17 protein-coding genes are annotated in these 20,074 nt (G+C 72.9%); 4 read left to right on the plus strand and 13 right to left on the minus strand.

Features of this window, described 5'->3' with window-relative positions:
• Nucleotides 1–21 precede the first annotated feature (21 nt).
• On the minus strand, nt 22–1,317 hold the full coding sequence (locus tag ABZ027_RS19090) for a glucarate dehydratase family protein (RefSeq protein ID WP_356769704.1): 1,296 nt from the start codon (nt 1,315–1,317) through the stop codon (nt 22–24).
• Between the two features lie 181 nt (nt 1,318–1,498).
• On the opposite strand from ABZ027_RS19090, the gene ABZ027_RS19095 reads away from it, so the two are divergent.
• Together ABZ027_RS19095 and ABZ027_RS19100 are read left to right on the plus strand one after the other, a co-directional pair.
• On the plus strand, nt 1,499–2,281 hold the full coding sequence (locus ABZ027_RS19095) for an IclR family transcriptional regulator (protein ID WP_356769706.1): 783 nt from the start codon (nt 1,499–1,501) through the stop codon (nt 2,279–2,281).
• Nucleotides 2,282–2,490: 209 nt separating this feature from the next.
• A complete protein-coding gene (locus ABZ027_RS19100) occupies nt 2,491–3,834 on the plus strand; it encodes an MFS transporter (RefSeq protein ID WP_356769708.1) in 1,344 nt (447 codons plus the stop codon).
• 10 nt (nt 3,835–3,844) lie between these two features.
• On the opposite strand, the gene ABZ027_RS19105 is transcribed toward ABZ027_RS19100, so the two are convergent.
• The 10 genes from ABZ027_RS19105 to hrcA form a co-directional block, all read right to left on the minus strand.
• Nucleotides 3,845–4,837 carry an adenosine deaminase gene (locus ABZ027_RS19105; RefSeq protein ID WP_356769710.1) on the minus strand — a complete coding sequence of 331 codons (993 nt, stop codon included), beginning with the start codon at nt 4,835–4,837 and terminating at the stop codon, nt 3,845–3,847.
• A 20-nt stretch (nt 4,838–4,857) separates the two neighbouring features.
• Nucleotides 4,858–5,763: a ribonuclease Z gene (locus ABZ027_RS19110; RefSeq protein ID WP_356769712.1), complete on the minus strand. Its 906-nt coding sequence runs from the start codon at nt 5,761–5,763 to the stop codon at nt 4,858–4,860.
• 6 nt (nt 5,764–5,769) lie between these two features.
• Nucleotides 5,770–6,123 carry a histidine triad nucleotide-binding protein gene (locus ABZ027_RS19115; protein WP_356769714.1) on the minus strand — a complete coding sequence of 118 codons (354 nt, stop codon included), beginning with the start codon at nt 6,121–6,123 and terminating at the stop codon, nt 5,770–5,772.
• Between the two features lie 123 nt (nt 6,124–6,246).
• On the minus strand, nt 6,247–9,474 hold the full coding sequence (locus ABZ027_RS19120) for a S41 family peptidase (protein WP_356769716.1): 3,228 nt from the start codon (nt 9,472–9,474) through the stop codon (nt 6,247–6,249).
• 74 nt (nt 9,475–9,548) lie between these two features.
• Nucleotides 9,549–10,079 (minus strand): hypothetical protein, encoded by a 531-nt coding sequence (locus ABZ027_RS19125; protein ID WP_356769718.1) that lies wholly within the window; start codon nt 10,077–10,079, stop codon nt 9,549–9,551.
• A 78-nt stretch (nt 10,080–10,157) separates the two neighbouring features.
• Nucleotides 10,158–10,550, minus strand: a complete 393-nt coding sequence (locus ABZ027_RS19130; protein ID WP_356769720.1) for a VOC family protein — start codon at nt 10,548–10,550, stop codon at nt 10,158–10,160.
• Nucleotides 10,551–10,587: 37 nt separating this feature from the next.
• A complete protein-coding gene (locus ABZ027_RS19135; RefSeq protein WP_356769722.1) occupies nt 10,588–11,346 on the minus strand; it encodes a 16S rRNA (uracil(1498)-N(3))-methyltransferase in 759 nt (252 codons plus the stop codon).
• Complete coding sequence (locus tag ABZ027_RS19140) at nt 11,346–12,428, minus strand: nitronate monooxygenase (RefSeq protein ID WP_356769724.1); 1,083 nt, start codon at nt 12,426–12,428, stop codon at nt 11,346–11,348. Before ABZ027_RS19140 ends, ABZ027_RS19135 begins: the two co-directional genes overlap by 1 nt.
• A 145-nt stretch (nt 12,429–12,573) precedes the next feature.
• Nucleotides 12,574–13,710, minus strand: coding sequence for a molecular chaperone DnaJ (gene dnaJ, locus ABZ027_RS19145; protein WP_356769726.1), 1,137 nt, complete (start codon nt 13,708–13,710; stop codon nt 12,574–12,576).
• Nucleotides 13,711–14,727, minus strand: coding sequence for a heat-inducible transcriptional repressor HrcA (gene hrcA / locus ABZ027_RS19150; protein ID WP_356769728.1), 1,017 nt, complete (start codon nt 14,725–14,727; stop codon nt 13,711–13,713).
• Nucleotides 14,728–14,897: 170 nt separating this feature from the next.
• Between hrcA and ABZ027_RS19155 the strand changes: the two genes are divergently transcribed.
• Together ABZ027_RS19155 and ABZ027_RS19160 are read left to right on the plus strand one after the other, a co-directional pair.
• Nucleotides 14,898–15,629, plus strand: coding sequence for an MBL fold metallo-hydrolase (locus tag ABZ027_RS19155; RefSeq protein WP_356769730.1), 732 nt, complete (start codon nt 14,898–14,900; stop codon nt 15,627–15,629).
• Nucleotides 15,630–15,672: 43 nt separating this feature from the next.
• A complete protein-coding gene (locus ABZ027_RS19160) occupies nt 15,673–16,485 on the plus strand; it encodes a DUF3097 domain-containing protein (RefSeq protein WP_356769732.1) in 813 nt (270 codons plus the stop codon).
• Between the two features lie 165 nt (nt 16,486–16,650).
• Here ABZ027_RS19160 and hemW read toward each other — a convergent pair whose 3' ends face one another.
• Together hemW and ABZ027_RS19170 are read right to left on the minus strand one after the other, a co-directional pair.
• The gene (gene hemW, locus ABZ027_RS19165; RefSeq protein WP_356769734.1) at nt 16,651–17,883 is read right to left on the minus strand and encodes a radical SAM family heme chaperone HemW; all 1,233 of its coding nucleotides are present in this window, start codon (nt 17,881–17,883) and stop codon (nt 16,651–16,653) included.
• Nucleotides 17,884–18,018: 135 nt separating this feature from the next.
• Complete coding sequence (locus tag ABZ027_RS19170; RefSeq protein WP_356769816.1) at nt 18,019–19,881, minus strand: ATP-binding SpoIIE family protein phosphatase; 1,863 nt, start codon at nt 19,879–19,881, stop codon at nt 18,019–18,021.
• Nucleotides 19,882–20,074: the final 193 nt, after the last annotated feature.

The following is a 20,074-nucleotide window of genomic DNA, read 5'->3' on the forward strand; positions in this document are numbered from 1 at the left end:
CGCTCGTCCGCCCCGCGCCCGCTACCAGCGCGGCACCGGCGGCGCGGCCCACTCCGGGTCGGCGATCCGCATGGCCGCCGCGTCGTCGCGGTCACGCAGTGAACCGTCGTCGTCGAACCACCGTCGATGCAGGAGCGCGAGCTTGTCGCGGTCGAGTTCGACACCGAGGCCGGGCGCGTCCGACACGGTGACCCTGCCGTCCTCGAAGGTCAGCCGTTCGGTGAGGACGTCCTCGGACTGCCAGGGGTAGTGCGAGTCGCAGGCGTGGTGGAGGTTCGGGACGGTGGACGCCACATGGGTCATGGCCGCCAGCGAGATCCCGAGGTGGGTGTTGGAGTGCATGGACACCCCGACGCCGAACGTGCGGCAGATCGCGGCGAGTTGCTGCGTGTTGCGCAGCCCGCCCCAGTAGTGGTGGTCGGAGAGCACAACCTGGACGGCGTCGCGGGTGAACGCCTCCTTGATCTCGGCGAAGGTCGTCACGCACATGTTGGTGGCGAGCGGGACTCCCGTCCGGGCCGCGACCTCGGCCATGGCCGGCGTGCCGAGGGTGGGGTCCTCCAGGTACTCCAGGACGTCCCCGAGTTCCTCGGCGACCTTCAGCGAAGTCTCCACGCTCCAGGCCCCGTTGGGGTCCAGGCGAAGGGGGTGCCCGGGGAACGCCTCGGCCAGGGCGCGGATGGCCGCGATCTCCTCGTCCGGTGGGAAGACGCCTCCCTTGAGCTTGAAGGAGGTGAAGCCGTACCGCTCGGTGAACCTCCGGGCCTGCTCGACGACGCCGGCGGGGTCGACGGCGGCGCCCCAGTCGTCCTCCTCGGCGGCCACGCCCTGCGGGTGGTCGGCCCACCGGTAGAAGAGGTACCCGCTGTACTCGACCGTGTCCCGCAGCTTGCCGCCGAGCAGGGCGTGCACGGGCAGGCCGAGGGACTTGCCGAGGGCGTCGAGGCAGGCGACCTCGAAGCCGGAGACTACGGACAGGCGGAGTTTGTCGGCGGTCTGGACGCCCCGCAGTCCACCGACGTCGACCTGCCCCGTGACGCGGGCCCCGTCGACGGCCACCTCGTCGGCGACGGTGAACAGGCCGTTCAGATCGCTGACCTGACGGCCGATCAGCTTGGTGGCGAACGGTCGCGCCAGCTCCAGGTACTTCGTGTCGCCGTAGGTCTCGCCGACACCGGTGATCCCGTCCGCCGTCACGATCTCCACGATCAGCCGGGGGGTGTACGGCTGGTGCACACCCTGGGTGTTCAGCAGCGGCGGATCGGCGACCAGGATCGGCGTCAGCCGTACCTCGGTGATGGTGAGATCGCGGGTCACAGGGCGGCTCCTACGAGGTCGGGTCCGGTGGTCGGCGGCAGCTTGAGATCGGACAGGGCGGGGGGGTGCGACCACCTCCCGGCCATCTCCCCATGTAGACGCTATCTACGTATGAAGATGAAGGTTAGATACGCGACCGAGCCCCGTCAATGGATCGGGCACTCCCGCTTACCATCGACCCATGTCAGAGACAGCCGGCGTCCGTGAAGTGAAGTCGGCCGCGCGCACGGTCGAACTGCTCGAACTGCTCGCCGCCCGCGGTGACCGGCCGGCGCGCCTCCAGGAGCTCGCGGACGCACTGGAGGTGCCCCGCAGCTCGATGTACGCGCTGCTCAAGACCCTGATCTCACGCGGCTGGGTACGCACGGACGCCACCGGTTCCCTCTACGGCATCGGCATCCACGCCCTGCTCACCGGCACCAGCTACCTCGACTCCGACCCGCGGGTGCGTGTGGTGCGGCCGTATCTCGACGAGGCGTCCCAGGCGCTGGGCGAGACGATCCACCTGGGGCGGCTCGACGGGCGGGGCGTGACCTATCTGGCGACGCGTGAGTCGCACGAGTACCTGCGGACCATCAGCCGGGTCGGACGCCGCCTGCCGGCCCACGCGGGCGCGCTGGGCAAGGCGCTGCTGGCCGAACGGGACGACGCCGAGCTGCCCGAGGGTCCCTACGAGGCGCTCACCCCGAACTCGCACACCGACCGGTCGTCCCTGCTGGCGGACCTCGCCGGCGTGCGGTCCCGCGGCTACTCCGTGGACCGCGAGGAGGGCGTGCTCGGCATCGTCGGCTTCGGCTTCGCCCTGCGGTACGACTCCCCCGCCCAGGACGCCGTCAGCTGCTCGGTGCCGGTGGCCCGGCTGACGCCGGAGCACGAGGCGCGGATCGTCGCGGTGATGCGGGAGATCAGGGCCAAGATCGAGGCGGCGGCACCGGGCGCGGGGGGCGCCCCGCACTGGCGGTGACCGCGGGGTCCCCACCCACGGCCACCTGGAAGAAGGCTCTCGTTTACCCGGCCTCCCCCACCCCAAACGCAACGTGTGCCACATCACACCTCCCGCGTTTCTTCTCCCCACTGCGTGCTTGATACAAATTGGCCGCGCGTTCCTGTCCGTCGACGGCCTGCGCCCCACCCCCTTCTGAGCCGCTTCTTTCGCATGCCCTGGGAACGCCCGTGTTCGCCCGCACCACCACGCCCTGGCCCCTCGTTGCCCTTTTCACGGCCGGGTACCTCGCCCCCTACCTCCTCCCCACCACCGTCGGCAGGCTGGACTCCGGTCTTCCGCTGTCCGCCACGCAGGCGGGCGCCGTCGGCAGTGCCCTGCTGCTGAGTTCGGCCTCGGCGGGCTTCGCGCTCGCCTCCCGGGTCGAGCGGATCGGCGCCCGGGCGCTGGCCCGCCTCGGACTCACGCTGGCCGTCCTCGGCTACGGCACCGCCGCCCTCACCTCGTCCGTCCCCGCGGTCGTCGCCGGCGCCGTACTGGGCGGCTTCGGATCCGGTACGGCCACCACGGTCGCCGCCACCGGAATCGCCGCCCAGCGGGACCCGCACCGCATCACCACCCTGGGTCTGCTGAGCGTCTCCGCCCTCGCGGGCGTGGTCTACCTGACGGTGCCGCACCTCGGCCCCGGGCACGGGCAGCCGCCGGCCGCGATCGCCCTCACCGCGCTGGCGGTCTGGCCGGTGACCGGCCGCCTGCCGGAACGTACGGCCGCCACCCGGCAGGCCCGCAGCCCGCGGGAAGCGCTGCCCCACCTCCGTGCCGGGCTGGTCCTGGCCGCCGCGCTGCTCCTGTGGTCCCTCGCGCAGAACTCCCTGTGGGGCGTCAGCGGCCGCATAGGTCTCACCCAGGCGGGCCTGTCCGAAGCCACCGTCGGCGTCGTCTTCGCCGTGGCGCTGGGCGCGGGTCTCCTGGGAGTCCTGGGCGCGGGCGCGCTCGGGTCTCGGCTGGGCCGGGCCCTGCCGGTCGGCGCGGGCACCGCCCTCATCGCGGGCTGCATCGCCCTCAGCGCCTCCGCCACCGACCTGACCGGCTTCGCGACCGGCGAGATCGCCTGGAACACGCTCTACCCGATCGTCCTGTCGTACGTGCTCGGCCTCGCCGCCTCCCTCGACCCGCGCGGGCGTTGGGCGGTGCTGGTCGGTTCCGCGTCCTCGCTCGGCACCGCGGCGGGCCCGCTGGCCGGCAGCCTGCTGTCCGCGCGGGCCGGTTTCCCGGCGATGGGCGTGATCCTCGCCCTCGGGCTGCTCGTCATCACCGTCCCGATGACCGCCGTGGCCCTGCACACCACCGGGCGTCCCCTGCTGTCCCGCGCGGTGCGTCGCCGCGGCACGCCGGCCGTCGTGGTCGCCGCGTCGACCGGCACCCCGGCGGACGTGCTCGCCCAGGTCGTTCCCGACCAGCCGGTCGCGGAGATCCCGGTCGTGGAGATCCCGATCGACGCCCCGGCCGCCCCCGCCCGGCAGTCCTACGACACGGCGGGCCCCCGGCAGGCGTCGGCGCCCCCAGGAGCCTGACGGACGGCGGCTAGGAGAACTCGTACGCCTCCACCTCGGCCAGGTAGCGCGCCCGCCGCTCCTCGTCGTGTTCCAGGAAGGACGCGACGAAGGAGTTGCGGGCCAGCTCCCGCAGCTGGTCCTCGCCCAGGCCCAGCGTCCGGCGTACGGCGTCGAAGTTGTCGCCGGCGTAACCGCCGAAGTAGGCCGGGTCGTCGGAGTTGACCGTGCACAGCAGCCCGGCCGCCAGCATCGCCGGCAGCGGGTGCTCGGCGAGGACGTCCACCGCCCGCAGCCGGACGTTGGACAGCGGGCACAGGGTCAGCGGGATCCGGTCGCGGACCAGGCGGGCGACCAGCTTCTCGTCCTCCATGCACCGCAGCCCGTGGTCGATCCGCTCCACGCCGAGCACGTCCAGGGCCTCGATGATGTACTCCGGCGGCCCCTCCTCACCGGCGTGCGCCACCCGCCGCAGACCGAGGGCGGCGGCGGCCTGGTACACCTCGCGGAACTTCACCGGCGGATGCCCGACCTCGGCGGAGTCGAGCCCGATGCCGACGATCCGGTGGAGGTGGGGCTTGGCGGCCTCCAGCGTCTCGAGCGCCGACTCGGCGGACTCGTCCCGCAGGAAGCACATGATCAGCTGCGTGGACACGCCGTGGTTCGCCTCGCTGGCGCCCAGCGCCCGCCACAGCCCCTCGACGACCGTGTCCATGGAGACGCCGCGCGCGAGATGCGCCTGCGGGTCGAAGAAGATCTCCGCGTGCCGTACGCCCTGCGCGGCGGCGCGGGCGAGATAGGCGTTGGTGAGGTCCTCGAAGTCCCGCTCGGTGCGCAGGACGGCCATGAGTTCGTAGTACAGGTTCAGGAAGGACTGGAGGTCCTCGAACTGGTACGCCTCACGCAGCGCGGCCGTGTCGGCGTAGGGCAGCTCGACACCGTTGCGGGCGGCCAGCTCGAAAGCCAGCTCCGGCTCCAGGGTGCCTTCGATATGGAGGTGCAGTTCTGCTTTGGGGAGGGACATCAAAGCATCGTACGGCTGGTTTATCGCCGTTTCGGAACCGGGACGCGCAGGAGGTCGTGGGCGACGGTCAGCTCACCCTCGAAGCCGGCGGCACGCGCCTGCCGTTCGAACTCCTCCGGCTCGGCGTACCGCTGGCTGAAGTGCGTGAGCACCAGATGCCGTACCCCGGCGTCCCGCGCGACCCGGGCCGCCTGACCGGCCGTCAAGTGACCGTGGTCGACGGCCAGTCGCTCGTCCTCGTCGAGGAAGGTCGACTCGATGACGAGCAGGTCGCAGCCCTCGGCCAGCGCGTGGACGCCGTCGCACAGCCGGGTGTCCATGACGAACGCGAACCGCTGCCCGCGCCGCGTCTCGCTGACGTCGTCGAGGCTGACGCCGTCGAGGACGCCGTCACGTTGCAGCCGGCCGACGTCGGGGCCCTTGATGCCGTGCGCGGTGAGCCGGTCGGGCAGCATGCGGCGGCCGTCGGGCTCGACGAGGCGGTAGCCGTACGACTCGACGGGGTGGGAGAGCTTGCGGGCCTCAAGGGTGTGGCCGCCGGTCGTCGCGATCACGCCGTCGGCCGCGACCGGCGCCTCGACGATCTCGACCGTCTCGCGGTAGGCGGTGGCGTATCGCAGCCGGTCGAAGAACCGTTGCCCGGAGCGCGGGTAGTGGGCGGTGACCTCGTGCGGGACCTGGTCGAGGTTGATCCGCTGGATGACCCCGGCGAGGCCCAGCGAGTGGTCGCCGTGGAAGTGCGTGACGCAGATCCGGTTCAGGTCGTGCGCGGCGACCCCGGCGCGCAGCATCTGGCGCTGGGTGCCCTCGCCGGGGTCGAAGAGGATTCCCTCGCCGTCCCAGCGCAGCAGGTAGCCGTTGTGGTTGCGGTGCCGGGTCGGGACCTGGCTCGCGGTGCCGAGGACCACCAACTCACGTACGGACACGACGGCTCACCCGGGGGGCCACTGCATGCCGCGACCGCCGATGACGTGCGCGTGGGCGTGCCAGACGGTCTGGCCGGCGCCGCTGCCGGTGTTGAAGACGGTGCGGTAGCTCTCCAGCTTCTCGTCGTCGGCGACGGCCTTCGTCTCGCGCAGGACGTCGGCGGCGAGCTGCGGGGCCTCGGTGGCGAGCGCGGCGGCGTCCACGTGGTGGGCCTTCGGGATCACCAGGACGTGGGTGGGTGCCTGGGGGTTGATGTCCCGGAACGCGACGGTCGTGTCTGTCTCACGGACGATCGTCGCCGGGATCTGACCCGCGACGATCTTGCAGAACAGGCAGTCGTCCTGGGGTTCCCCTGCCATGGTCCCTCCGGGGGTTAGCGGGAATGATCTCGTGGGGCATCGTATCGTCGTCGGGTGCGGGTGGTCTGGGGCTGGTCGCGCCCACGCGGCGGAGCCGCACATCGATACAGCCCCGCGCCCCTTTTAGGTGGGCAAAGTGGGCGGGGCTTTTGCGGGGCTGTTCTCCAGTGCTTCCAGGGCCAGCCTTATGGCCTCGTCGAGTTGGACGTCCCTGTCCGCCGCGTAGTCCTGGGGGCGTTGTACGACCTCCACGTCGGGGTCGACGCCGTGGTTCTCCACGCCCCATTCGTAGTTCTCCAGCCAGAAGGCGTACTTCGGCTGGGTGATGAGGGTGCCGTCGACCAGGCGGTAGCGGCTGTCGATCCCGATCACGCCGCCCCAGGTGCGGGTACCGACCACGGGGCCGATTCCCAGCGCCTTGATCGCCGCGTTGACGATGTCCCCGTCGGAGCCGGAGAACTCGTTGGCGACGGCGACGATCGGCCCGCGGGGCGCGTCCTGCGGATAGCTGTACGGCCGCATCCCGCGCGGCACCGCCCAGCCGACGATCCGCCGGGCGAGTTTCTCCACGACGAGTTGGGAGGTGTGCCCGCCCCGGTTGTCACGGACGTCGACGACCAGGCCCTCGCGGGCGACCTCGACCCGCAGGTCACGGTGGATCTGGGCCCAGCCGGGCGCCTGCATGTCGGGGACGTGCAGGTATCCGAGGCGGCCGGCGGACTTCTCGTGCACGTACGCCCGCCGGTCCGCGACCCAGGCCTGGTAGCGCAGGGGTTCCTCGTCGGCGACCGGGACGACGACCGCGTGCCGTACCTCGCCGCCGCCGGACGGCGAGATGGTCAGCTCGACCGGGTGGCCCGCCGTACCGACGAGGAGGGGGCCGGGCCCGGTCACCGGGTCGACCGGGACGCCACCCACCGCGACGATCGCGTCCCCGGCGCGGACCGCGACGCCGGGCGCGGCGAGCGGGGAGCGGGCGCCGGGATCGGAGGTCTCGGTCGGCAGGATGCGGTCGATGCGCCACCGCGCCGACCCGTCGGGGCCGTCCTGGTGACGGGAGATGTCCGCGCCCAGCAGCCCCTGGCGGGGCCCGCCGCCGTGACCGCCGCGCGGCATGACGTAGGCGTGCGAGGTGCCGAGTTCGCCCTGGACCTCATAGAGCAGGTCGACCAGGTCGTCGTGGGTGGCGACCCGGTCCAGGACGGGGCGGTAGCGGTCGAGGACGCCGGCCCAGTCGACGCCGCTCATGTCCGCGCGCCAGAAGTGGTCCCGCATGACCCGGCCGGTCTCGTCGTACATCTGCCGCCACTCGGCGGACGGGTCGACGAGTTGCCGGATCCGGGTGAGGTCGACGGTGATGTTGGTGTCGCTGTCGTCGTCGCCCGAGGCGCGCCGGTCGCTGGGGACGACCTTCAGGCGATCGCCCGTCCAGAGGAGGACCCGCTTGCCGTCGCCGCTGACCGCGAAGTGGTCGACGTCGACCGCGAGATGCTCGATGCGCTGCTGGGCGAGGTCGTAGCGCTCCAGCTCGGTGTGCGGGTCCGGGTCGTCGGGGGTGGCCCGGGAGGAGCCGAGCACTCCGCGTACCGGGTGCCGCAGCCACAGCAGCCCGTCCTTGGCGGCCCGCAGGTTGGAGTAGCGGGCCGCCTCCACGGGGAACGGCACGATCCGGTCGGCCAGGCCTTCCAGGTCGATCCGGGTGGCCGGGGTGCCCTCGCTCTCCGGGGTCTCGTCCTTGTCGGGCGCCTCGAAGGGGCGGCCGTGCCGCTGCGGACCGAACGGCGAGGGCGTGGTCGCCGCCAGCGTGATCAGGTGCGGGCGGTCACCGACCACGAAGGCCAGGTCGAAGACGTGCTCGTCGTAGACCGGGTCGAAGGAGCGGTTGGACAGGAAGGCGAGGTGCCTGCCGTCCAGGGTGAAGGCCGGGGAGTAGTCCTGGAAGCGCAGCGGGGTCGCCTCGGTGACCGACAGGTCGGTGGTGTTGGCGAGCCGCAGCTGACGCAGCGGGAGCGGGCCGGGGTGCGACCAGGCGAGCCAGCTGGAGTCGGGTGAGAAGACCAGGCCGGAGACGTCCCCGTCCTCGCTGCGGTCGACCTCGCGGACCTCGCCGGTCTCCCGCTCGACGAGCAGTACGCGTCCGTCGTGCGCGGCGACGGCGGCCCGGCTGCCGTCGGGTGCCATCGCGAGCCCGAGGACGCGGCCGAGCTGTCCGGCGGCGAGGCGGCGGGGGGTGGCGCCGGGGGCGAGGCCGGTGGCGGGCGCGAACTCCAGGGCGTCGTCGCCCTCCGCGTCCGTCACCCACACCACCCATTCCTCGCCGTCCGCGCGGAAGGTGCGCGGCAGCCGGGCCCGTACGCCGGGCTCGGCGGCGAGCGCGCGGGTGGGGCCGGAACGGTGGGTGACCCAGTGCACGGCACCGCGGACGCCGATCGCGCTGCCGCGGGCGGTGTGGTCGGGGGCGCCGGAGCCGAACCAGCGGGCGGCGTTCACCTGGAACGGCTGCCGGTCGACGCGCTGACCGCCGAGACGGATGTCGAGCCGACGCGGTTCGGCGCCGTCCAGGTCGTCGAGGATCCACAGCTCTCCGGCGCTGGCGTACACGACCCGGGTGCCGTCGCCGGCCGCGTGCCGGGCGTAGAAGCCCTCGAGCGGGGTGTGCCGTCGCAGGTCGGAGCCGTCGGGGAGGGAGGAGTACAGCGCGCCCACGCCTTCGTGGTCGGACAGGAACGCGATCCGGCCCCCCACCCACACCGGGTACTCGAGGTTCCCGTCCAGCTCCTCGTGCAGCCGGACGAACTCGCCGTCGCCGTCCCGGTCGATCCACAGCTTGCCCGCCGTGCCGCCCCGGTAGCGCTTCCACCAGGCCGCCTCGCGTCCCATGGGTGAGGACACCACGACCGTGCCCGAATCCCCGTGGGCGACGTCGCCGACGAGGCCGTACGGCAGTCGGGTGGCCGGTCCGCCGTCGAGCGGGACGGCGTGCGCCCACTTGCGGCGCAGGTTCGCCTGGCCGTGTGTGGTGACCGCGAGGACCTGGCCGTCGGGGGTCCAGCCGCGTACCTGGGTCTGCCAACTGCCCCAGTGGGTGAGGCGCTTGCCGGGGCCGCCGTCGACCGGGGCGATGTGCACCTCGGGGGCGCCGTCGCGGGTGCTGGTCCAAGCGACGGTGGTGCCGTCGGGGGAGATCCTGGGGTGGGTCACCGGCACGTTGTCGGCGCTCACCCGCCAGGCCCGGCCGCCGTCGAGCGGGGCGAGCCACACGTCGTCCTCGGCGGTGAAGGCGACCGACTCGCCGTGCAGGTGCGGATACCGGAAGTACGCGGGAGACGGCGACGTCGCTGGCTGTGTCACCCGATCACCCTATGCACGCGCGTCGCCCGAGAACAGGGGTTTCGATCACTTGGCCAATCGCCGCCACCGGAAGATCACTTGCCCTCGACGGGTCGGCAGGAGGGGTCGACCTGGCACCAGACGGTCCTGGTGACGGTCACCGTGACGGTGGGCCCGGGCTGTCCGGGCCGGCTGACGGGCGGGGTGGTCTTCGCCTCGCAGTTGCCGAGCCCGTTCACGTGGAACCACTGCCTGCCGTCGATCTTGGCGGTCAGATCCCCGCGCACACAGGCGCCGCTGACGGCACGCGTGATTTTGCCGGTGACGGTGATGTCCTTGCCGTCGTCCGTCTCGCCCTTGCAGTCGACGGAGGCCACGGTGTGCTCGCTCGGGCTCGGGCTCGCCCCGTCGTCGTACGAGGCCGTGCAGTTGAGCCACCGTACGTCGGCCTTCTGCCGCTCCAGCTCGGCCGTCACGGTCTGATCCGTCGTATAGGCCACCGTCGCGGTGTTCAGCCCGCCCGGCTCACAGGCCACGACTCCGCCCACGGCGACCACGGCGAGTCCCGCCACGGCCACCACCCGCTGTCCGCGTGGCCGACGCCAAGTCCGTCTCAACGCCCCCATGAAGGGAAGCCTGCCACCGTCCGGCCCACGACGGTAGAGCGCATACGGCCACTCACGCGCCCCGGAGCGCAGGCCCCGTCAGCCGCGCAGCAGCAGCCACTCCTGAAGCTCCACCAGGTTGCCCTCGGGGTCCTTGAGGTGGGCGACGCGCATCCGGTCCGTCATGGGGGACGGGCCGTGCAGGAGGCAGGCCCCGCGCCCGGTGATCTGCTCGCAGTAGGCGTCGAGGTCGTCGACGCGCAGGACGACCAGGGAGCGGTGACCGGCGGCCGGGTCACCGAGTTCGCCGAGGATCTCGGCCATCATGGCCCGGTCCTGGAGGGCGACACCGGCCGCGCCGGTGGCGGCGCTGAACTTCTCGTACGGTCCGTCCGCCGCCCCCGACTGGGGCTTCAGGCCGAGGACTTCGTCGTAGAAGCGGTAGCAGGCGGCGAAGTCGGAGACGAGGAGCCGTACCTGGGCGAGTTCCACCGTGTTCCCCTTGTCGGTCAGGGTCAGTCAGGGTCGGTCAGGACCATCGGCCGGTGCGGCCGAGGAGCAGTGCGGTCGCGGCCGTGCCCGCGGTCGAGGTACGCAGCACGGTACGGCCCAGCCGGTACGCCTTCGCACCCGCCTCGGCGAAGAGCGCCAACTCCTCAGGGGAGACGCCCCCTTCGGGGCCGACGACCAGCACGATCTCGCCCTCGGTGGGGAGTTCGGCGGTGGCCAGCGGCGCACTGTCGTAGACGCGGTCCTCGTGCAGTACGGCGGCGAAGTCGGCCTCGGCGAGAAGTGCCGCGACCTGCTTGGTCGTCGCCGCTTCCGCGACCTCGGGGAAGCGGACCCGGCGGGACTGCTTGCCGGCCTCGCGGGCGGTGGCACGCCACTTGGCGAGCGCCTTCGCGCCGCGGTCGCCCTTCCACTGCGTGATGCAGCGGGACGCGGCCCACGGCACGATCGCGTCGACGCCGGTCTCGGTCATCGTCTCGACGGCCAGCTCGCCCCGGTCGCCCTTGGGCAGTGCCTGGACGACGGTGATGCGCGGCTGTTCCCGCGGCTCCTCCTCGACAATCTCCAGACCGCAGACGACCAGCCGGTCCTTGCCCTCGGCGGCCTTGACGGCCCCCTCGGCGAAGCGCCCGCGCCCGTCCGTGAGGACGACGTCCTCGCCGGGCCGCAGACGTTTCACGGAGACGGCGTGCCGTCCCTCCGGGCCGTCGAGGACGAGCTCCCCGCCGCAGAAGTCGGGGAGCTCGAGCGGGTCGACCACGAAGACCGGCGCGGTCATCAGACGTCACCCGTGGCCGGGCAGGACGACAACGCCGCCTTCGCGGCGGCCAGTTCGGCCACCAGCACCTCGACCAGCTGCCCCGCGGGCAGTTCGCGGGCCATCCGGTGGCCCTGTCCCGCCCACAGCGCCATGCCCTGCGCGTCGCCCGCCTTGGCGGCCGCCTTGCGCAGCGGCGAGGTGAGGTGGTGGATCTCCGGGTAGGCGGCGGGCGCGTACGGGCCGTGCTCGCGCAGGAAGCGGTTGACCAGGCCGCGGGCCGGCCGGCCGGAGAAGGCGCGGGTCAGCTCCGTGCGGACGAACAGGGGGTTGGTCAGCGCGTGCTTGTGGACGGCGTTCGCGCCGGACTCGGCGGTGGCGAGGAACGCCGTGCCGAGCTGGGCCGCGGACGCGCCCGCGGCGAGTACGGCGGCGATCTGGCTGCCGCGCATGATGCCGCCGGCGGCGACGATCGGGATCCGTACCGTCTCGCGGATCTGGGCGACCAGCGACAGCAGCCCGATGCCCGAGCCGTCGGTCTCGGGGATGTCCCGGTGGGTGCCCTGGTGGCCACCCGCCTCCACGCCCTGCGCGATCACCGCGTCGGCGCCGGCCCGTTCCACGGCGAGGGCCTCCTCGGCGGTGGTCGCGGTGACGAGGGTGAGGGTGCCGGCCCGGCGCAGCGAGTCCAGGACGTCCGGCTGGGGGACGCCGAAGTGGAAGGAGACCACCGGGACCGGGTTGTCGAGCAGCACCGCGAGTTTGGCTTCGTAGCCGTCGTCGCGGCCGCTGTCCTTGTCGCCGAGCTCGGTCTCGTACCAGGCGGCCTCGCCGGCCAGCTGGTGGGTGTAGACGTCGACCGCGGCGGGGTCCGCATACTCCGGCTGCGGCAGGAAGAGGTTCACGCCGAAGGGGCGGGTGGTGAGGCTCCGCAGCTGCTTGATCTCCTGGTACAGGCCGTCGGCCGTCTTGTACCCGGCAGCGAGGAACCCGAGCCCGCCGGCCTCGCACACGGCGGCGGCGAGCGTCGGTACGGAGACGCCGCCCGCCATGGGGGCCTGCACGATCGGGTAAGGGAAGAGATCGGTCAGTGCGGAGGACATGACGGCATGTTGTCACGTCCCTCGAACAAGTCCGAATCCGGCCTTCCGCCCGGCACGGGCCGCTGGTGTCTCCGGGTGGCAAGTCCTCTGAGCGGTGCCCCGAGGGCCCCTCAGAGGTGCCCTCGGGGCCCGCCGCCGGGCAGGCTCAGCGACCGTTGAACGCGTCCTTCAGCCGGGAGAACAACCCCTGCTGCCCCGGCTGGAACTGCCCCTGCGGCCGCTCCTCGCCCCTCAGCTTGGCGAGCTCGCGCAGCAGCCGTTCCTGTTCGGGGTCGAGCTTGGACGGGGTCTGCACCTCGACGTGCACGATGAGGTCGCCGCGTCCGCCGCCACGCAGGTGCGTGACACCGCGGGCGTGCAGCGGGATCGACTGGCCGGACTGGGTGCCGGGCCGGATGTCGACCTCCTCCAGACCGTCCAGCGTCTCCAGCGGGACCTTGGTGCCCAGGGAGGCCGCGGTCATCGGGAGGGTGACCGTGCAGTGCAGGTCGTCTCCCCGGCGCTGGAACTGCGAGTGCGGCAGCTCGTGGATCTCGACGTACAGGTCACCGGCGGGACCACCGCCGGGCCCGACCTCGCCCTCGCCCGCGAGCTGGATCCGGGTGCCGTTGTCGACACCGGCGGGAATCTTGACCGTCAGCGTGCGGCGGGAGCGGACCCGGCCGTCACCGGCGCACTCCGGGCACGGCGTCGGGACGACCGTGCCGAAGCCCTGACACTGCGGGCAGGGCCGCGAGGTCATGACCTGGCCGAGGAAGGACCGCGTCACCTGCGACACCTCACCGCGGCCGCGGCACATGTCACACGTCTGCGCGGTGGTGCCCGGCGCCGCGCCCTCACCACTGCAGGTGGTGCAGACGATCGCCGTGTCGACCTGGATGTCCTTCGTGGTGCCGAAGGCGGCCTCGTCCAGCTCGATCTCGAGCCGGATCATCGCGTCCTGGCCACGCCGGGTCCGCGAGCGCGGGCCGCGCTGCGACGCCGTGCCGAAGAACGCGTCCATGATGTCCGAGAAGTTGCCGAAGCCGCCGGCTCCGAAACCGCCCGCACCGCCGCCGCCCGCCTGCGAGAGCGGGTCGCCGCCGAGGTCGTAGACCTGCTTCTTCTGCGGGTCCGACAGCACCTCGTAGGCGGCGTTGATCTCCTTGAACCGCTCCTGGGTCTTCGGATCGGGGTTGACGTCCGGGTGCAGCTCGCGTGCGAGCCGCCGGAAGGCCTTCTTGATCTCGTCCTGCGACGCGTCGCGGCGCACGCCTAGAACGGCGTAGTAGTCCGTGGCCACTTACGACTCCGCCAGGATCTGTCCGACGTACCGTGCCACTGCGCGTACCGCTCCCATCGTTCCCGGGTAATCCATGCGGGTCGGTCCGACCACGCCGAGCTTGGCGACTGCCTCGCCGCCCGAACCGTAACCGACCGAGACCACAGAAGTAGAGTTGAGTCCCTCATAGGCGTTCTCATGACCGATCCGTACGGTCATGCCCGAATCCCCCGCCTCGCCAAGCAACTTGAGAAGCACGACCTGCTCCTCCAGCGCCTCCAGGACGGGACGGATCGTGAGGGGAAAGTCATGCCCGAAGCGGGTCAGATTGGCGGTGCCGCCGATCATCAGCCGCTCCTCGTTCTCCTCGACGAGCGTCTCCAGGAGGGTGGAGAGCACCGTCGTGACCGTGCCGCGGTCCTCGATGTCGAAGGCCTCCGGCAGGTCTTCCACCAGCTGCGGGACGTCGGTGAAACGACGGCCGGCGATCCGGCTGTTGAGCCGCGCCCGCAGATCCGCGAGCGGGCTCTCGCCGAACGGCGCCGGGCAGTCGACCATCCGCTGTTCGACCCGCCCGGTGTCCGTGATCAGCACGAGCATCACCCGCGCGGGGGCGAGTGACAGCAGCTCGACGTGGCGCACGGTCGAACGGGTCAGCGAGGGGTACTGCACGACGGCGACCTGCCGGGTCAGCTGCGCGAGCAGCCGCACTGTCCGCGCCACGACGTCGTCGAGGTCGACGGCGCCGTCGAGGAAGTTCTGGATGGCACGCCGCTCCGGCCCGGTCATCGGCTTGACGCCGGCCAGTTTGTCGACGAACAGCCGGTACCCCTTGTCGGTGGGGATCCGCCCGGCGCTGGTGTGCGGCTGGGCGATGAACCCCTCGTCCTCCAGGGCGGCCATGTCGTTGCGGACCGTCGCCGGGGAGACGCCGAGGTTGTGCCGCTCGGTGAGCGCCTTGGACCCGACGGGCTCCTCGGTACCGACGTAGTCCTGGACGATGGCGCGCAGCACCTGGAGCCTGCGTTCACTCAGCATCCGCGCCCACCTCCAGAAGTCGTCCCCCAGTCCCCTGGGTTCCCGGCCTGGCACTCGTCATATCCGAGTGCCAGCGTCCCCGGCCCAGTGTACGGCCGTGGGGTACGCCCCGGGCAAGGCCGGTCCCACGAGGCCGTGCCCCGGCGCGCCGCTCCGGTTAGCGTCGCGGTATGAGGGTGACTTGGGAAGAGCTGGGATGGGAGCGGGTTTCGGCCGGGGTCGGGCGGTGTCGGCTGCCCGGCTGGGACTGCACGGTGGGGCTGGTCGTCGGCGAGGGCCGGGCCCTCGTGATCGACGCCGGGTCGAGCCTCCAGGAGGGTGCGCGGCTGCGGGCGGCGGCGGAGGAGCTCGCCGGTCATCGTGTGACCCATCTCGCGCTCACCCACCCCCACTTCGATCACGTATTCGGCACCGCGGCGTTCGCGGGGGCGGAGGTGTTCGGCGCGGTGGGCATCGACACGGTGCTCGACGGGCGGGTCGCGCGGGAGGAGCTGCGGACGGACGGGGTGCGCAACGGTCTGGCGGAGGCCCTGGCGGACGAGGCGGTCGACGCCCTGGTGGTGCCGCGGCACCGGGTCTCCGGCGAGTGGACCCTCGATCTGGGGGGCGGCCGGCAGGTCCTGCTGGCGAACGTGGGGCCCGGCCACAGCGCCCACGACCTCGTGGTCCTGGTGCCGGGCTCGCCCGAGGTGGTCTTCTGCGGCGACCTGGTCGAGGAGTCCGGCGAGCCCATGGCGGGCCCGGACGCCGTACCGTCGCGCTGGCCGGCCGCGCTGGACCGGATGCTGGAGCTGGGCGGCGAGGACGCTCGGTACGTGCCCGGTCACGGAGCGGTCGTGGACGCGGGGTTCGTACGGGCACAGCGGGACGCGCTGGCGGAGCGCTTCGGCGTGTCGCGGTGACCCGTACGGCCGGACGGCCCGGTCTTCTCCTATCGTCATCCGAATGCGCCAGTACTCTCCGGACCTGACCCCGCCGTGGAAGAAGCCCCAGCCCGCACCGGAGGTCCCGGCGGAGCCCGGCCTGGTGGTCGAGGAACCGGGGTCGGGTTTCTGCGGTGCGGTGATCCGCTGCGAGGCGGGCACGGTCACCCTGGAGGACCGCTTCGGCAAGCACCGGGTCTTCCCGATGGAGCCCCGGGGCTTCCTCCTGGAGGGCCGGCCGGTCACCCTGGTCCGACCGACCGGGCAGGCTCCGGTACGTGCCTCCCGTACCGCGTCCGGTTCGGTCGCCGTCCCCGGCGCACGCGCCCGCGTGGCCCGCGCCGGGCGCATCTACGTCGAGGGCCGGCACGACGCCGAGCTGGTCGAGAAGGTGTGGGGCGACGACCTGCGCGTCGAGGGCGTGGTCGTCGAATACCTGGAGGGCGTGGACGACCTCCCGTCCATCGTGGCGGACTTCGCACCCGGCCCCGACGCCCGCCTGGGCATCCTGGTGGACCATCTGGTCCCCGGCACCAAGGAGTGGCGCATCGCCCAGGCGGTCACCAGCGAGCACGCCCTGGTGGTGGGCCACCCGTACATCGACATCTGGGAGGCGGTGAAGCCGTCGTCCCTGGGGATCGCCGCCTGGCCCCGCGTACCGCGCGGGCAGGACTGGAAGACCGGGGTCTGCCGGGCGCTGGGCTGGCCGGAGAACACGGGCGCGGTGTGGCAGGCGATCCTGAAACGGGTGGGTTCCTACCGGGACCTGGAACCGGAACTGCTGGGGCGAGTGGAGGAACTGATCGACTTCGTCACGGCACCGGGTGCGGGCTGAGCATTCAGCCCGTCCGGCGTTTGAGGACGAGGCCCCTTCAGGGCCGAAGCAGGGGCCAGGGGGCGGCAGCCCCCAGGGACGGGACGGGTAGGGGCGGCGGGGGCGAGAAAACCCCGCCCTGCCCTCCGCCCTCCCCCTCCCCCTCCCCCCGGGGAGAGCCCGACCTCAGTCCACCAGATCCCGCACCACCGCATCCGCCAACAACCGCCCCCGCAACGTCAGCACCGCCCGCCCCGCCGCATACGCCCCCTCCTGCAGAAGCCCGTCCCCCACCGCCCGGCGCGCCGCCGCAAGCCCCGCCTCGCGCAGCAGATCCAGCGGCACCCCCTCCACCAGCCGCAACTCCAGCAGAACCCGCTCCACCCGCCGGTCCTCCTCGGACAGCAGCTCGCGCCCGGCCCCCGGCGACCGCCCCGCCGCCAACGCCCCCGCGTACGCCCCCGGGTGCTTGACGTTCCACCAGCGCACCCCGCCCACATGGCTGTGCGCGCCCGGCCCCGCGCCCCACCAGTCGGCGCCGCGCCAGTACAGCTCGTTGTGGCGGCAGCGGCCCGCCTCCGACGTGGCCCAGTTGGACACCTCGTACCAGTCGAAGCCCGCCGCCGACAGGGTCTCCTCCGCGATCAGATAGCGGTCGGCGTGGACGTCGTCGTCGGTCATCGGGACCTCGCCCCGGCGGATCCGGCGCGCGAGCTGGGTGCCCTCCTCGACGATCAGCGCGTACGCCGAGACGTGGTCGGGTCCGGCGCCGAGGGCCGCCGCCAGGGAGGCTCGCCAGTCGTCGTCGGACTCGCCCGGGGTGCCGTAGATCAGGTCGAGGTTCACATGCTCGAAGCCGGCCGCACGGGCCTCGGCGACGCAGGCCTCCGGGCGGCCCGGCGTGTGCGTGCGGTCCAGGACCTTCAGCACGTGCTGGCGCGCGCTCTGCATACCGAAGGAGATCCGGTTGAAGCCGCCTTCCCGGAGCGTGGCCAGATAGCTCGGGTCGACCGACTCCGGGTTCGCCTCCGTGGTGATCTCCGCGTCGGCCGCGAGGCCGAACTCGTCGCGGATCGCTCCCAGCATCCGCACCAGGTCGTCCGCGGCCAGCAGCGTGGGCGTACCACCGCCGACGAAGACCGTGCGGACCTCGCGCGGGTCGTCGCCGAGGACCTTGCGGGCGAGCCGGATCTCGTCGGTCAAGGTGTCCGCGTAGTTGTCGCGGGAGGCGAGGACGCCGCCGGTGCCGCGCAGTTCGGTCGCCGTGTAGGTGTTGAAGTCGCAGTAGCCGCAGCGGGTCGCGCAGTACGGGACGTGCAGGTAGAACCCGAGGGGACGGTCGGCCGCCCCGGCGAGCGCGGACGCGGGCAGGGCGCCGTCGTCGGGCACGGGCTCGCCGTCGGGGAGTGCGGAAGGCATGTCCCCCATTGTCCCGCACCGCCGGGAGCACCCACACCCCGCCTCTGTCCCGCACCGCCAGGAATGCCCGCCCCCTGCCTCTGTCCCGCACACCGGCGGGAGCACCCACCCCCCTCTTCCAGACCGGCACGGCCCCTACTCCGCCTGCAGGACCAGCAACGCCAGGTCGTCCTCCGGCGGACGCGGTCCGAACTCGTGGACCAGCCGCTTGATGCGCTCCGCGATCTGCTCCGCGTCCAGCCCCGTGCATCCGGCCAGCGCCTGAGCCAGCCCGTCCTCGTCGTCGAACTGGCGTGAGCCGCTGCGCCGCTCGGTCACCCCGTCCGTCACGCACAGCAGGCTGTCTCCGGACCGCAGCTCGAAGGTCTCGCTGGTGTACGTGGCGTCCTCGATGACCCCGAGCAGCGTCTGCGGACGTGCGGCCGTACGGACCTCGCCACCCGCGCCGAGCAGCAGCGGCAGCGGATGTCCGGCGGAGGCGAGGGTGCAGCGCACTCCGCCCCGGAACGGGGCCAGCTCGCCGTAGAGCAGGGACAGGAACCGGGTCTGCGGGCCGTCGCCGGGACCGGGCGGCCGGCCGCCCGCCGAGGCCAGCGCGCGGGCCGCCGCGTCCGCGGCCTCCGTCGCGTCGTCCAGGAGCAGCTGGTTGAGCCGGTCGAGGACGTCGGCCACCCGGTAGCCCTCCCGGGCCAGCAGCCGTAGCCAGGGCCGCGCGAGGCCGATGACCACGGCGGCTTCGGGCCCCTTGCCCTGGACGTCCCCGACGGCGAAGCACCAGCGTCCGTCGCCGGCCGGGAAGAGGTCGTAGAAGTCGCCGCTGGGCCCGCCCTTGTCGCACGGCTCGTACACCAGGGCGCTGCGCATCCCCGGTATCTCGGCGACCGAGCCGGGCAGCAGGCCGCGCTGCAGCACGGCGCTGATGGTGGCCTGCCGGGCGTACTGGCGGGCCGCGCAGACGGCCAGGGCGACGCGGCGGCTGAGGTCCTCGACGAGCCCGGTGATCTCGTCGGGAAAGCTCAGCAGTCCGGCCCGGCCGATGGCCAGGGTACCCAGCGGACGGCCGCCCACGGTCAGGCGGTAGGCGAGCGCGGAACCGTCCGGGCCGAGGGCCTGGGCCGGCCAGGGGAAGGGCACGGGTCCGGAGCGGGCCGGGTCGGGCGGTTGCGGCGGTTCCTTCTCCAGTGCCTGCCGGAGCTCCTCGATCCGGTTCTCGCTGCCGTGCCACACCCGGGCCAGCTGCGGCCCGGCGCCCGCGGTCCCGTCGGCCGTCCAGCCGGCCCGGGCGGTGACCTCGTCCTCCAGCCACACCGCGCACCAGTCGGCCAGCCGCGGCACGATCAGCTGCCCGGCAAGCGCGGCCACCAGGTTCTCGTCGAGCTGCCCGGCGAGCAGGTCGGAGGCCTCGGCGAGGAAGGACAGGGCGCCCCGGCCCAGCCAGTCCCGTTCCCGCTCGGTGCGCTGCGGCTCGGGGGCGAGTATCCCGGCGACCCGCAGCCCGCGCTCCCCCGCGTGCGGAGCGCTCTCCTCGGCGGACGGGGCGGCGTGCGCGGGCAGCCGCGCCCACACCGTCTTGGCGCCCGTGCGGTAGGTGACGCCCCAGGACTCGGCGAGCGCGGCGACCAGCCGCAGCCCGCGGCCGTGCTCCGGTGTCTCGTACGACGGTTCGGCGTCCCGTGGGGCGCGCGAGGGGTGGCGGTCCAGGACCTCGACGACGAGGGCGCCCGTCTCGGCTTCCAGCCGGCAGCTCACCTCGACGTCGGTGCCGGCGTGCACCACGGCGTTGGTGACGAGTTCGCTGACGACCACCACCGCGTCACCGGCCAGCCGGTCGCTGAGGTGCTCGGTACCCGGCAGCTCACGCTCGCCCCATTCGGTGAGCGCGGCGCGTAACAGCGCGCGGGCGGCACCCGGGGCGAGCGGACTGCCGGGCAGGGTGGCGTGTGTCTCCGGCGTCCCGGCGCGTGCGGGTGCGCAGCCGGTGGCCGGACACGCGTCCATTGCCGGAGTGGAGTCGGTGGCCGGAGTGGAGTCGGTGGCCGGTTGTGCCTCGGCGCGCGGGGGCGCGACGGTGGCCGGTTGTGCCTCGGCGCGCGGGGGCGCGTCGAGGCGCCCGCGTGGGGGCGCTACGGCGTGCCGAGGTTCCTCGGCACTCGGGTACGCGCCCGCGGGCACGGGCGCGTCAGAGGCGCGG

The sequence above is a fragment of the Streptomyces sp. NPDC006332 genome, assembly GCF_040612855.1.
Lineage (GTDB): Bacteria > Actinomycetota > Actinomycetes > Streptomycetales > Streptomycetaceae > Streptomyces.